Raw genomic sequence first — 14,820 nt, forward strand, 5'->3', positions numbered from 1 at the left:
TTTTTCTAAAATGGGTACTATTTGTTCTCCGATTGATACAAAAGTAGTCAAAATTTCATTATTGTCTAAAAAAAAGACATTATATCTTGTTTTATATTTTTTAAGTAATCACATTTGTACCAGAAAAGAATTTCGTCCTGAAACTAACCTATTAGTCATCTGTCTTCTATCTAAAGAGAACTGAGCAACTACGGGAATGTATCAACTCCTTTTCTCAGGTACCTCATCGCGTACGGGCTGTTAATCAAACTTCAAAATCAATGTATTCAATCATGATGAAACGCTTAAAGACCTTTACTCTTCTTTTGGCTGTGCTTCTCTCCTTTGTAGGAGTTCAGGCACAAGTCAAAAAGCCTAATCTTTTGGTTTTCAGCAAAACTGCCGCATTCAGACATGCTTCTATTGAGGCTGGAAAAAAAGCTCTTGCTAAAATGGCTACTGAAAAAGGCTTTGCTGTAACCTTTACCGAAGACGCCGAGGCGTTTAATGAAACCGATTTAAAGAAATACAATGCAGTACTCTTCCTAAGCACTACCGGAGATGTATTGAACGACAAACAACAAGCTGTTTTTGAGCGCTTCATCCAGGCAGGTGGCGGCTATGTGGGTATCCATGCAGCTACTGATACTGAATATGAGTGGCCTTGGTATGGTAAGCTGGCAGGTGCCTATTTCCTTGACCATCCGATGGTGCCAAGCAACGTGCAAAAAGGGAAGTATACAGTTGTGCAGAAAAACTGGGCAACACAAGGTATGCCTGAAACCTTTGAAAGAAGCGATGAGTTTTATAGCTTTAAAGATATTTCGCCTAAAATCAATGTTTTGATAACCATTGATGAAAAGACTTATCAAGGGGGCAAAAACCCTGATTATCACCCGATGAGCTGGTATCAGGAATTTGACGGTGGGCGTTCGTTCTATACAGCGATGGGACACACTGACGAAACTTTTGTAGAGCCTTTATTCTTAAATCACCTATATGCTGGTATTAACTATGCCATGGGTGGACCAAACCCTAAACCTTTAAACTATGCCAATGCTCGTCCGGAAGAAAACCGCTTTACAAAAGTGGTTTTAGAAGAAAAACTGGACGAGCCAATGGAGTTGAGCGTGCTGAACGATGGCCGTATTTTATTTATAGAGCGTAAAGGAGCTGTAAGGATTTACAATACCAAAACCAAGCAACTGAAAACTATTGCTAACATACCTGTAAGTACTAAATACAAAAACAAAGAAGGCAAAGAATCGACAGCAGAGGATGGATTATTGGGAATGAGTAAAGACCCGAATTTTGCACAGAATCACTGGATATATCTATATTACTCAACACCTGAAAAATCATCGAATATCCTTACTCGTTACGAATTGAAGGGTGATGAACTGGTGCTTTCATCTAAAAAAGTATTGCTGGAGATTTCGACTCAACGTGAAGAATGTTGCCATACCGCCGGTTCTATTGCCTGGGATAAAGTAGGTAATCTTTATCTATCGACAGGTGATAATACCAACCCTCATGGCTCGAATGGCTATAGCCCAAGTGATGAAAGACCCGGTAGAGAATCCTGGGATGCACAGAAATCATCGGCTAATACCAACGATTTGAGAGGAAAAATCATCCGAATCAAACCAACGGCTGATGGGGGTTATTCTATTCCTGAAGGAAACCTATTCCCTAAAGGTACAGCAGGTACTCGTCCTGAAATCTATACGATGGGTCACAGAAACCCATTCAGAATTGCAGTGGATAATAAAACCGGATTTGTGTATTGGGGAGAAGTTGGTCCGGATGGCAGCAAACCTGCTGACGACAGAGGCCCGGCAGGGCACGATGAAGTAGGCCAGGCCCGTAAAGCAGGTAACTTCGGTTGGCCTCATTTTGTTGGCGACAACAAAGCATACAATAAATATGATTTTGCCAATAACAAATCACTGGAGAAATGGGAGGTGAATGCCCCTACCAATACTTCGCCAAGCAATACCGGTTTGAAAGTATTACCTCCTGCGCAAAAAGCCTTTATCTGGTACCCTTATGCTGCTTCTAAGGAGTTCCCATTAGTGGGTAGTGGTGGTAGAAATGCCATGGCAGGGCCTGTATTCTATTCTGATAATTTTAAAGCTGCTACTCGTGCATTTCCACAATATTATAATGGTAAGCTATTGATTTATGAGTGGATGCGTGGTTGGATCATGGCGGTAACCATGGACAAAGATGGTAATTATGTATCAATGGAGCGCTTTATGCCAAGCTATAAATTCAGCAACCCAATGGATATGGAATTTGCAGAAAATGGCGACTTATATATGTTAGAATACGGCTCTGGCTGGTTCACAGGCAATGATGATGCCCGATTGATTCGTATCGAATACAATGGAGGTAATCGTAAACCACAGATTGCTGTAGCGGCCAACCAATCAGGTGGCGCAGTGCCATTTACAGTAAAACTAAGCTCAAAAGGCTCGACTGATGCAGATGGAGACGCCTTGAAATATAGCTGGCAAATCACCTCAAAAAATGGTTTTAATAAAGTTATTGCTACTCCTGATGCCAGTGTAACATTAACGAAACCCGGTATTTATAAAGCGACCTTAACTATCAATGATGGCAAAGGTGGCACTAATACCCAATCTTTAGAATTGGTAGCAGGTAACGAACCTCCGGTATTGAGTTTTGATATGCCAAAAGGTAATAAGTCGTTTTATGTTGCCAATAAATCTTTTGAGTACGATATTAAAGTAAAGGACAAAGAAGATGGTACTTTAGGTAATGGTATTGATGCTGAAAATGTAGCAGTAAATATTGACTACTTGGCTGAAGGTTTTGACAAAATAGCCATCGCACAAGGACACCGTTCAGCAGATGCCAGTGCGGCATTTACTACAGGTAAAAAATTGATTGAAGCCAGTGATTGCAAAGCCTGCCACAGTGTAGAGAAAAAATCTATCGGGCCTGCCTATCGTGAAGTAGCCATGAAGTACAAAGGTGATAAAGAAGCTATTGATCGTTTGGCAAAGAAAGTAATCAGTGGTGGTAGTGGTGTTTGGGGAGAAACTGCTATGGCAGGCCATCCACAGGTATCAACATCTGATGCTACTGAAATGGTGAAATATATTCTGAACATTGCCAACGAAAAGCCTAAAGCAAAATCGTTGCCATTGCAAGGTAAATATACAGCCAAACTGCCAGCGAACGATAAAGGCAAAGGGATTTATATTGTAAGAGCCGCTTACGAAGATCAGGGTGCTAATGGCTTACCATCCTTGAAATCAGAACAAACATTTACTTTAAGAAATGCCTCATTAGGTGCGCATGATTTTGATAGATACGAAGATATCAACAAGATGGCATTCAGCGGCCGTAACCTGGCAATGCCTGCCAAATCAGGTGCTTACATGGTCTTGAATCAGGTTGATTTAAGTGGCATCACTGAATTACAGATACAGGCGATGGCGCCAAAACCACAAGTGAATGCTTTGGGTGGAAAAGTAGAACTCCGTTTGGATGGTCCTAAGGGCAAATTGGTAGGTGAGTCTGAATTCTTAGAGCCAACAGAAAAAATGAGTATGGCACCAAATATCTTGAAAGTACCTATCGGCAATGTAGAAGGTCTTCACGATGTATATGTAGTATTTGTAAATCCGAAAGCTGAAGCCGGTACACTCATGATTGTAACAGGCTTAGAGTTTAAATTGAATCTACCGGAAGAACCAAAAACAAATACTGATACAGGTGCTTTACCAAAAGCAAATATCGGTGACTATATTGGTAAATACAAAATGGAAGGCTTACCTATTGACTATATTGAGTTTGAGGAAAAAGAAGGTAAATTATACTCGAAAGTTGCAGACCAGATAACACTTTTGGAGCCATCAGGTACTCCAGATAGTTTTATCAATGGCACTCAATCTAAAGCCAGTTTTATAAGGGATGCTAGCGGTAAAGTAAGCAAAATTAAGGTTGAAGCTATGGGCTCGACCTTTGAAGGCAAAAAACAATAATTTTATATTTAAATTCAAAATCAATAATCAATGAAAAATCTGAAATCGGTTCTTTCTTTAGTTGTATTAATGACTGCCATGTCTTTGGCAAAAGCGCAAACTAATCAAAATTTCTACGTTGGTAACTGGGAGGTATTAGTAAAAGGCACACCACAAGGCGATATTAAAATGCCTATGTCATTCGAATTAAAAGATGATAAACTTGTAGGAAAAATTACTAACCCTGAAACCAAAGAAGTAGCTACCATGACTTCGGTTGAAGTGAAAGGGGAAGAATTACATGCTGCTTTTTCAGCTGGTGGCTATGACCTGACTATGGTTATATCAAAGAAAGATGAAGAACACTTTGTAGGTAAGCTAATGGATATGATTGAGGTAGAAGGAACGAGATTAAAATAAATTGACCTAAATTATTCTAAGCAAATGCACCTTTGAGCCATGTCTCAAGGGTGTTTTTTTATATACACTTGTAAATAAAATAATCAGATTTACTAGGATATATCGGTTTCTTTACTACCTTAGCATAGTATTTCACAACCATCGTTATTTAAAAACCGCTAAAAGGCATTTGCTGTAGTTTATGAATCTGAATCTCTCTTTCCGAAAGAAATTTCTGGCATGTATATGCTATAGGAGTCTGACTTATTCGTCGAAAATTCATCATCGCTTGTATTATTCTTTCTATTTAGTTTTTCAAGATCCCGAATATAATTTTATCTGCTAAAGTCGTTTACTACCTCTTTATAAACAACTGCTATACTGTAATCATTATCGAACATTATAACCTCCTCTACTTTTATGATTTTTCTACAAGCCAGCCTATTCCCGACTGAGTTTTATCTCGTTATTCCGCATGTCATTTTAGCGCATCTTTGCGGTGTTCATTATCTTTTCTGGCAGATTCAGCCACGGTATCCGCATTATAGCACATTTGGAAAAATTTCCAGTTGGATAGCCTTTCTCATCATCGTTTGGCTGGCATTTTATGCCCTTCCTATCTGGATTACAATATTTGGTGTAGTGTCAAAGGCATCGGCCTTGGCAGCCAACAATTTTACAATTGCCTTAGTTGCCTTGTTTTTCGGAGGCTTAATGATTCTGGAGTCTTTTATTGTTTACAATCACTTTTTCAAAAAAAGATTACCTGTATTTTCATCGAGCTATTTCGCTCTGTCGGTAATTATCAGCATCATTGCATTTATAGGCACATTCGCTATGTTTGCCTTTCTTACTAAGGACGTTATCCTGACTGAATTAGGCCATCTGAATTATGCGATTTTATATTGAGTGATTGAATGATTTAGTGAATGAGTGATTATATGAATTTTACTATCGTTACTAATCACTCATTCACTAAAGCGCTCAATCACTTAATTCTTCAGTCTCCTATCGGAAAATACATGTCAAACGATGCGCCTTGCCCTAATTCGCCGGAAGCGGTAATAATTCCGTTGTGGTTTTCAACAATTTTCTTTACAATGGCAAGGCCAATACCTGTGCCTGGGTATTCATCTTTGCCATGTAGACGTTTGAATACTTGAAAAACAGCCTCATTATATTCAGACTCAAAGCCAATACCATTATCTTTAAAACTAATATGATAATAATCTAAATTCTTATCAATACCAGGTTTATCGATAGCACCACCAGGCAACAATTCATAGTCAATTTTAATTATTGGATTCTCGTCAGTCTTTGAAAACTTCAAGGCATTAGTCAATAAATTAGTAAATAATTGTTCAAACTGATACCGCACTATACGCAATGCCGGTAATGCAGGCGATTCAATAATGGCATCTTTTTGTTGAATAGACTCTTTTAGTTGTTCTAATATGCCCTCCAACAAGTCATTTAGATCTGTCTCTTCAAAATGTCTTTCTGCAGTGTTGGCACGAGAATAGGCTAGTAAATCTAGTATCAATTGCTGCATGCGTTTGGAAGCATTTTGCAGTCGCCCAAAATAATCTTTACCTTTATCTGACAGACTGTCTTTTTCAATTTCCAGAATACGGGCTGAGAAAGTCTGAATTTTACGCAGGGGTTCTTGTAAATCATGACTCGCTACATAAGCAAACTGAGCCAATTCATTATTGAGTTTGCTTAGCCCCTCATTTGATTCCTCTAATTGTTGCGTACGCTGTTTTACCTGTTCCTCCAATTCATCAGTAAACAACTTCCAGTCATGCACATCAGTACTGGTTCCTACCCACATAATGATGTTACCATCTTCATCTTTCTGTGGAACGGCACGGCTTAACTGCCAACGATAGTTCCCATCATTTCTTCTTAACCGATGTTCAGCCTTAAATAAATCTCCTTCTTCTATGGCTGCAAGCCAGGCTTTATTAATGCTTTCTTTCTCTTCAGAGTGCACCAACTTTAACCATCCCTCCTGCCCCAATTCTTCAGCTGTAAGACCAGAATAATCGTATACTGACTGATTAAAATAGTGCATTTTTCCTTCAGCATCACTTGTCCAGATATGCTGTGGCATAGAATCAGCCAACAATCTGAACACTTCCTCTCTTTTCTCCAGCTCTTTCTGGTAGTTCATTTCACTGGTTATATCCCGAAGCGTTCCCATCATTTTGTAAGGGATGCCACTTTCGTTATATAATACCTTTCCTTTACCCTCCATCCAGTGAACACTCTTATCTTTCCATACAAGTCTTGAGATATAATGTAAAATCCCTGTACGATAAGCCTCCTCAAAAGCCCTTTTTCTTACTGGCAAATCATCAGGATGCAAGTGTGCCACCAATTGCTCATGAGTTAATACAGCATCTTGTGGATAGCCAAATATTTCAAGATACCTTGTTGAGTACTCTACTTCTCTTGTTATCAGATTAAGATCCCAAGTACCCAGATCACTGGCTTCAATCAATATTTTCAGCCTTTCTTCATTTTCAGTAATTATACGTTCATTATGCTTTTGGGCGGTAATATCGCGCGCAATCTTCGAAGCTCCGATTATTTCTCCATCCTTATTTTTCACTGGTGAAATGGTCAGAGAAATATCTATTATCTGGCCATCCTTCCTGACCCGCTGGGTCTCAAAATGTTCTATCCTTTCGCCTTTTTTCAAAAGGCTAGTAATCTCGTCTTCTTCTTGTAATCGGTTTTCTGGTATTAGTTTAGAGACATTTTGACCTATCATTTCGGAAGCTTCATAACCCATAATTCTGTGTCCGGCTTCATTCCAACTAGTTACAATACCATCTAAACTTTTACTTAGAATCAAATCATCCGATGACTCCACAATGGCAGCCAAAGTAGCCATTTTTTCTTCAGTGGCCTTATTCTCAGTAATATCTTTAACTGTCCCTAAAAGCCTGACAGGCATACCCTCTTGATTATAATATACTTTAGCACTGGTTTCTATCCATTTTTTCGTTCCATCCTGCTGATTAATAACAAACTGGTAACTTAAAAGCCCTGATTTTAAAGATTGCTGGTAAATTAGTTTACGATTTTCCTCATCGTTCAGTTTCAATATTTCCAAATACTTCTCCAGGCTAATAGATCCTTCTAAGTCAAACATATTATTCATAATGTCAGATGAAAGTACTTCTCCTGTCAATATATTATAATCGTAGATACCAATATTACTTGCATCGACCGCCAAACGCATTCTTTCTTCCAACTCTTCTACTTTTTTACGAGTAATAATTTGTTCTGTAATATCATAGCCTGATAGAATGATGCCTATGGTTTCACCTTTTGAATTTAATACAGGTTGAAATGTAAAATTGCCATAAGCCTCTCTTGCTTTACCATCTTCCTGCTTAAAGCTAAAATGTATTTCATTACCTACATAAGTTATTTTTGAGGTATATACCTTATCTAAAATATCCAGGAAACCTTGTTCCCTCAGCTCTGGTAGCGTTTCTTCAACTGTTTTTCCGATTAATTCTCGTTGTCCGACAAAGTGTAGATAAGATGGATTTGCCAGATCATAAGTATAGTCAGCACCCCGTAACACACAGAAAATACCCGATGCCTGCTTGAAAAAATTATAAATAGCCTGTTGGAAGTCTAATTGAACAGCTAGTTGTGAATCATCAGGTATTACTAACGATGATTGAATACTCATGGTAGTGAATCCGGTTAAAATTCAAAAATGCTAAGGTTAACATTAATTTTAATACAAATATAGCGAATTTTGTGAATTTTTGCTTGAGTCACTCTAAATGAGTAAATGTATGAAGAAGAGTTTTTGGTGCAATCAGACTCACAAGTTTGAGTCGGTTGACATTAGTAATTGTCAACGATTAATAGTATAAAGTATAAAACCTGGCATATGACTATAATCAGGGCATTAGAAAACTAATGATTCTATAGGATTATACTAAGCAGACAAAATTTAGAGAAGCCTTCCTCCTTTATTTGAAATGCTATTTAAAATAAATAGGCAGGCTCATTTCTCGTTCTGAAGTAAGTATTTTTTTTATGGTTTCAATGTAATCATTGTAAGAATCAGGTTTAGTTACAAATAGATTGGCACCTGCGAGATAGGCTTTCTCTACCTGATTTTTATTTTTATCGCTGGTTAATACTACAGAAAAAGTATTATTCCATTTATTATCTTTTCTGATTTCTTTTAAACACTGAATACCGCTCTTTTTGGGTATATTCATATCCAATACTACTACATTGTATGTCGGCGATTGAGGAGATTTGAGCTTATCCATCAATTCTTTCCCATCATTTACAATCGTAAGCATAGCTGAGATATGTGCTTCTTCTAAGGCTTCCTGAAATATCTCCTGATATTCTGCATCTTTTTCGGCTAAAACAATATTAATATACATACAAACATACGTATTTAGTTCTGACAATATAGCTACCAGTAAAATGTAAAGCACTGACGTTATATAAGAGAAAAGCACAAACTTTTAAAAGGGAAAGGAAGAAGGTTCTAATGGTGTTTTATAAATAGAAGCACTTTATAATAAAAGAATACAGCTATTAATTAAATAGTAGAAAAAAAAAATATGCCAAAGTAAAATTGACAGAAAAGAGCATTTTTTTACCACTAATACAAATGTAAACAAATAAAATGTAGAATTGTTTACATAAACTCTCAAAATAATATAATTTAACGGTAAGTTAATATAGAAGCAAATAGGGCAATGGCAGAACGGTAAGAATGATTCTTTTGGAGGGGATAGATAGAAATGAAGAGAGAATGCTGCTAGTTCAGCATTCTCTCCTGTACAATTGTACAATCTATTTACTTCTGTAATAAGCGGACTTAAGTCAGCGAAATAATTAATCACTAAGTGCGCTCTTCTCTTGCAAAAAGTTTCGAGCTATTCTTTGATCTTACTTAGACGTATTTATCAACCCCAAAGCAAAGTCTAACTCTACATTCTTATGTTGCAATACATCTTCAATAGATGGTATAATCTGATAATCAGGTATGGTGCCTCTATCAGGATATTGCGCTTTTTTTACAGCATTAATGTATTTATAGAGCGGAATACTAACTGAAATCTGGCTATTAGAAAGAATGATTTCTGTGCTTCCGCCTGATGTATTGCCATAGTATCCACCACCCGTTTCTTCGCCGATAAAAATTGCTCTGTCATTACTACGGGCAGTAGCGCAGAAATCCGCTGTGGTTGAAAAACTAAATCCATTAGTCAGGATAAAAACTTTGCCTTTGAAACTATTTGGTTGTGGTTTTTGAGCACCCAATAAAGGATTTTCATCTACTTTTACTACATGTGTATTTGAAGCTTTAGAGAAAAAATACCTGAAAGATTTCTGGCTCAGATAACTGTACAACAATGCACCATAATCGTCTGCCCCTCCTCCATTATCTCTCACATCCACAATCAGACTACTGATTTTTTTATTCTTTATCGCTGTAAAAGCACTATCAAGAAAGCCACCAAAATCTATATTTGCCCGACCGAGTCTACCTTCATCAAATGTTTTAACAGTCAATAGTGCAGATGAAGTATTCAAAAAAGCTAATTGCAAAGGTCTTGGGTTGCTTTGTTTCTTTTGATATTCACAGGCAAAGTCTTTTGTAGCTTTGCTGGCAATTGTCAGGGTTTCTACTGTCCCGTTTTTAGACTTATATTGCACTTCGAAAGTATCTTTGTTTCCGAAAATCCAATGGTATAGAATCGGGAAAGCTCCATCGTTCAATTGTTGCCGTTTTTTAGTTCTGATTGTACCGTCAGACGGCAGATATCTGTAAATTTTGTCTGTAATTTCTTTAATGGTTTTACCATCAATTTTTACTATTTCAGTTCTGGCAATTAAGCCTTCTACCCCTCCGCAAAGTACATAAGCTTTATCATTGACAAAATATGGGTACAATGGAAATACCTTTTCATGATCGTTATAATAGATCATCAACAGGTTAGGTATATTACTCCTTGTATGTCCATCCTCTAAAGTACTTATTACCTCCAGAATCAATTTGCCGAATTCTAGCGCTGTCATAGACTGGTTCAATGTTGCATAACAACTATCCATAAACCTATCCATTTGTTGCTTGCTTTTATAGGTGTAGAGTCCTGCATGATCTTTTTCCAGTCCTTCCCTGAAAGCTTTGAAGTCCTGCTGTAACTGGGTAGGTGCAATCAGCTTATTTGGTTTCGCTTCGGTGGCAATCTGACTGGCTTTTACGATGGTTGAAATTCGGGTATAGCAAGTATCCTTACCATTTAGTACAATCAAAAAATCGTAGGTTTTATTGGGTGATACATCAAATGTAATAGAGTCAACATCGGTATAAAACGTAATGCGTTTTTCAACGATAGGTTCCAAAGCCTGATATATATCAGGCTTTGCTTCCGGTGTGAGATTCCAGACCCCTTTCTGGAAAATCTTTCCATCACGTACATCTACTTTCTTCGATTTTGCCTTGATAACAGGCAAAGATTGGGCATAATCACACTGAATAAACAGCAGATTAATTGCCAGAAAAATAAGGTATTTCATAATCAATCAGCGTTTTTCTCAGATTGTTTCAAGAAAAGGAAATAACCCAGAAAGCTTACGGCAATACTGAACGCCATAATAGCCAGAGAATGGATACCCAAAGGCTGGGTATAATGAATGGCTGTTAAAGCCACACCTAAGCCCGCAAGAATAGCAAACCATTTTACGTTGGCATTCAGGTCTTCTTTTGGATTAGTCTTCAAGACAGACGCAACAACGCTATCAGGCACACCCTTGTCGACAATTTTATTTTTCAGTTTATTATCCATCAGGCGTTTCATAATGGCCAGAATAAACCACATAAACAGACCTAAGGTAAAAATCATGGAGGCCACTCTGAAAACTTCTGGTGCATAGAGCCCGTCTTGTGCATATGCAAAAACAGGACAGAGGCTGGCTAATAAAATGATAACTGGCTTTTTCATATTTTATATTTATGTTAATGTTTTATATCAGATTAGATAGCTAACTCCCTTATTTGTTGCAATGATTAATAAAAATTTAGTACTTTCATTTGTACTTTATATCGCTGATACATGTCTATACCCAAGAAAACCATCACTCCAAAAGAGGTTAAAATCACTAAACCTACAAGAATAGGTTGTAGGTAAAAGAATAGGTTTGTCAGGCTATTACCAAACACATATCCTGCAACGCCAATCATTAAAGCCACTACAGCAGCAATCGAAAATACAAATGGTTTGTCCTGCACTGGTTTTGATTGTGGTAACTGCTCAATTACCAAATCGGCCAAATCAAAATCAAACATTACTTGCTCTTGAGATTCAATGCCCTCAAACAATAGTTGATATGCCTGCACTTGCTGCTGGCAATGTGGGCAATGCTGTATGTGGTCAGTCCATACCTTAGGGCAATTTTCAGTCTCTAAGGCATATCGTTGAATTTCTTCATCAGTCAGATGTATATTTTTCATAATGCTTCCTTTTTATAAGTGAGCAATAAATTATCTTTTAGTAATTTTCGGGCTCTCGATAAATAGCTTTTCACAGTCCCTTCCGGCAACTGCGTTATTTCTGTTATTTCAGCATAGCTCAATTCTTCGTTATGATAAAGTGTAATCAACGTTTTATAAATGGGCGAAAGTTTGTCAATTTCTATTTTCAGAATGGCAGAAAGCTCCTGTTTAAAAAAAATACTTTCTGTTTCACTCACAAACGGGTCAATCGCGTAATTGAGCTTCTCTAAAATTTCGTTTTCTTCTTCATCATTGACACTATCCAGTAAAACTAATTTCTTTTTTTCAAGGTATCCCAGACAACTATTATAAGCAATCTGGCCTATCCAGGTCGAAAGTTTTGATTGAAACTGAAAGGTATTCAGTTTCTGAAATGTTCTTAAATAAATATCCTGCGCAATATCTTTCCTATCAGCCGGATTCTTCACCATCTTGAAGACAATCTGTCCTACCAGGCCTTCAGTATTTTTCATGATAAGCCTGAAAGCATTAGTATCTCCGCCTAACACTCTACCGACCAAAACCTGGTCTGACACATTATTTTCTCTGATAGTGTTCACTTAGGCATGAGACAGAAAAGCCCGAAAAATGTTGCAGTTAATTTACAAGTATTTCAAAAAACATAAAAAAATAAAATCTTTTTTCTCCCGCTGTGATTTTTTCATAAATCTGTATACTAATAGAGTAAGAAAATAAAAATCGCTCACCGTTACGTGGACAAAAAGGAAAAATTTATAAAAGCCATCAAAGAGAATGAAAGTCTGATTTTCAAGATTACTTCGGTATATACGAATAATACCGACGATAAAGAAGACCTGGTGCAGGAAATCATTTATCAGCTCTGGAAATCTTTTGATTCTTTCAATCAACAATCTAGTTTAAGTACCTGGATGTATCGGGTGGCATTAAATGTGGCTATTTATCAGTTAAAGATTGCGAAGAGAAGAGTTTTTACAGTTGAGATTGATGAACATATATTAAATTATCAGGATGAAGACAATAGTGCAATTGAACAGAAATGGGAATTGTTCAGACAGCAGATAGAGAGCCTTAACTTACTTGACAAAGCAATTGTGATGCTTTATTTAGACAATAAAAGTTATGACGAAATCGCCGAGATAATCGGTATAACGGTAAGCAATGTGGGCACTAAACTACAACGTATCAAAGAAAAATTAAGGAAACAAACTATAAATAACCAAAGTCATGGAACTTGACGAACTAAAAAATATATGGGATGAAGCAAGTAATCCCGCAGAAAAACAATCTTTTTTAAAACCATTAACCATTGAAAAAATGACAAAAACCGGATACAAATCGAAACTAAAAAAAGTAATCTATCATGAAGCACTTGGTACCCTCTTTGCCTTTGGCGCTGTAGTATATATGATTATGAATTTCAACAAACTAACTACTCCATTCTTTCAAGGGATAGGGATCATCACCATTATCATATTAGTAGTTCTGCCAACTATTAGTCTTGTCTTGCTTAGTCAGATTAATTCAGTAGGCGATGTAAGCCGCCCCTATGCCGAAACTCTGAAAACCTTTGCGACACAAAAGCTGCGCTTCATCAGGTTTCAGCAGGCAAATGTATTAGCGGCTTACATTCTGTTAGTATTCGTAATTCTGTTGATGCCTAAATTTACAGCAGGTAAAAGTCTTAACGAAAACAAATTTTTCTGGTCAGGTGCTATAGCTGTGGGCTATGTTTTTCTATCGTTTTTTTCTAGATGGGTTATTAAATACTATAGCAAATCCTTACAGCAGTCAGAGGAACTATTGAGGGAATTGGAGATGTAAAATTAAAAAGGGAGGGCGAGTAAAATTACTACTACTTGCCCTATTAAAAACACAGTAGCTATTAACTCTTATCTAAATACAAACAATCACGCATGAAAAATTGATAGACCGGATCAATATGTCCACCCGGATAGTATTTAAACTCTTCAAAGTAATTATTGCGGCCCACAATTGCTCCTTTCTTATTGACAACAACCATATCTTTAGTCTCTAAATCAATAGTTAATTTATAATCAAACTTTCCATTGATGAAGTTTCTAATAATAGTCCTACCAGAAGTATATTTAAAATATGCTTCTCTACTTTCATTGTTAAATACATCTTTAACTTTAATAATATCTCCATTCTTTAATAGTACCAATTTATAAGAGTTTTTGTCAATATTATGTAATTCTCTTATCCGCCCTTTATGATACAGAACTTTATATCTTAACTGATTACGATAATAATAATACCAATAGCCCTCCTCTTTGCCTTCTATAAATTTCCCTTTGATTCTTATCTCATTTTTATCAAAGAAGAAATCAGTGTCTGCCTTATCAGAAAATGGATAGCCGGGTGCAGCCTCTCTTATCTTAGTAAGTGCATCACCTGTAACTAATTCATTGTTATCACAATGACTCGGATAATAACCAAACATGGTTCTTTTTGCTATTACGAGCCATTTTTGTCCTACATAAAAAGCCTGCATACAATCGCCCGAACCATTATTACTTGATAAAACAGTAACTTTGGTTTGAAATTTTAGATTGCCTTTTAGTAAGATGCTTACATTAAAAATCGCATAATTGTGGTCTTTTAAAGTAATAATCTTCTGGCAGGTACCAATAAATGCTAAATCTGATTTCTGGATGTCGAAATAACTTAGAGCAGGTATACTCATGCACTTACATGCAACAGTATCAAGTGGTTTAAGAAAAACCAGTATAAAAAGAATTACTATATTTTTCATCGGCGTAAAATTAAATGATTAATCATTTTACTCATCCTTCAGACTTACTCTGAAAGAATAATTTCCTTAGCCGATTTCGTCAAAGTTTTATTATGCTTATGAGGTATTTTACTTTTTAGCCTATCTATATGACT

The 14,820-nt window shown here is 36.7% G+C and carries 12 protein-coding genes; 5 read left to right on the plus strand and 7 right to left on the minus strand.

Features of this window, described 5'->3' with window-relative positions; all coding sequences use genetic code 11:
• The first annotated feature begins 272 nt into the window (after positions 1-272).
• The 3 genes from D0T08_RS01200 (at position 273) to D0T08_RS01210 (ending at position 5,282) form a co-directional block, all read left to right on the plus strand.
• Positions 273-3,995 carry a ThuA domain-containing protein gene (locus D0T08_RS01200; protein WP_116981472.1) on the plus strand — a complete coding sequence of 1,241 codons (3,723 nt, stop codon included), beginning with the start codon at positions 273-275 and terminating at the stop codon, positions 3,993-3,995.
• Positions 3,996-4,025: 30 nt separating this feature from the next.
• Complete coding sequence (locus D0T08_RS27870; protein ID WP_229238878.1) at positions 4,026-4,394, plus strand: hypothetical protein; 369 nt, start codon at positions 4,026-4,028, stop codon at positions 4,392-4,394.
• Positions 4,395-4,793: 399 nt separating this feature from the next.
• Positions 4,794-5,282 (plus strand): hypothetical protein, encoded by a 489-nt coding sequence (locus D0T08_RS01210; RefSeq protein ID WP_116980741.1) that lies wholly within the window; start codon positions 4,794-4,796, stop codon positions 5,280-5,282.
• A gap of 91 nt (positions 5,283-5,373) precedes the next feature.
• Here the strand turns inward: D0T08_RS01210 and D0T08_RS01215 are convergent, their stop codons facing one another.
• The 6 genes from D0T08_RS01215 to D0T08_RS01240 all read right to left on the minus strand — a co-directional run bounded on the left by D0T08_RS01215 (position 5,374) and on the right by D0T08_RS01240 (position 12,491).
• Positions 5,374-8,088, minus strand: coding sequence for a PAS domain S-box protein (locus tag D0T08_RS01215; protein WP_116980742.1), 2,715 nt, complete (start codon positions 8,086-8,088; stop codon positions 5,374-5,376).
• Positions 8,089-8,389: 301 nt separating this feature from the next.
• Complete coding sequence (locus D0T08_RS01220; protein WP_116980743.1) at positions 8,390-8,806, minus strand: response regulator; 417 nt, start codon at positions 8,804-8,806, stop codon at positions 8,390-8,392.
• Between the two features lie 514 nt (positions 8,807-9,320).
• Positions 9,321-10,955 (minus strand): S41 family peptidase, encoded by a 1,635-nt coding sequence (locus tag D0T08_RS01225; protein ID WP_116980744.1) that lies wholly within the window; start codon positions 10,953-10,955, stop codon positions 9,321-9,323.
• 2 nt (positions 10,956-10,957) lie between these two features.
• The gene (locus tag D0T08_RS01230; protein ID WP_116980745.1) at positions 10,958-11,380 is read right to left on the minus strand and encodes a hypothetical protein; all 423 of its coding nucleotides are present in this window, start codon (positions 11,378-11,380) and stop codon (positions 10,958-10,960) included.
• 65 nt (positions 11,381-11,445) lie between these two features.
• A complete protein-coding gene (locus tag D0T08_RS01235; RefSeq protein ID WP_116980746.1) occupies positions 11,446-11,889 on the minus strand; it encodes a hypothetical protein in 444 nt (147 codons plus the stop codon).
• Positions 11,886-12,491, minus strand: a complete 606-nt coding sequence (locus tag D0T08_RS01240) for an RNA polymerase sigma factor (RefSeq protein ID WP_116980747.1) — start codon at positions 12,489-12,491, stop codon at positions 11,886-11,888. Before D0T08_RS01240 ends, D0T08_RS01235 begins: the two co-directional genes overlap by 4 nt.
• Before the next feature lie 153 nt (positions 12,492-12,644).
• Here D0T08_RS01240 and D0T08_RS01245 point away from each other — a divergent pair, with 153 nt between their 5' ends.
• Together D0T08_RS01245 and D0T08_RS01250 are read left to right on the plus strand one after the other, a co-directional pair.
• A complete protein-coding gene (locus D0T08_RS01245) occupies positions 12,645-13,148 on the plus strand; it encodes an RNA polymerase sigma factor (RefSeq protein ID WP_116980748.1) in 504 nt (167 codons plus the stop codon).
• Positions 13,138-13,734 carry a hypothetical protein gene (locus D0T08_RS01250; RefSeq protein WP_116980749.1) on the plus strand — a complete coding sequence of 199 codons (597 nt, stop codon included), beginning with the start codon at positions 13,138-13,140 and terminating at the stop codon, positions 13,732-13,734. The genes D0T08_RS01245 and D0T08_RS01250 overlap by 11 nt, the downstream gene beginning before the upstream one ends.
• Positions 13,735-13,795: 61 nt before the next feature.
• On the opposite strand, the gene D0T08_RS01255 is transcribed toward D0T08_RS01250, so the two are convergent.
• Positions 13,796-14,686 carry a hypothetical protein gene (locus D0T08_RS01255; protein ID WP_147322682.1) on the minus strand — a complete coding sequence of 297 codons (891 nt, stop codon included), beginning with the start codon at positions 14,684-14,686 and terminating at the stop codon, positions 13,796-13,798.
• Positions 14,687-14,820: the final 134 nt, after the last annotated feature.

Origin of the sequence: Emticicia sp. C21 (assembly GCF_003418935.1) — a bacterium.
GTDB lineage: Bacteria > Bacteroidota > Bacteroidia > Cytophagales > Spirosomataceae > Emticicia.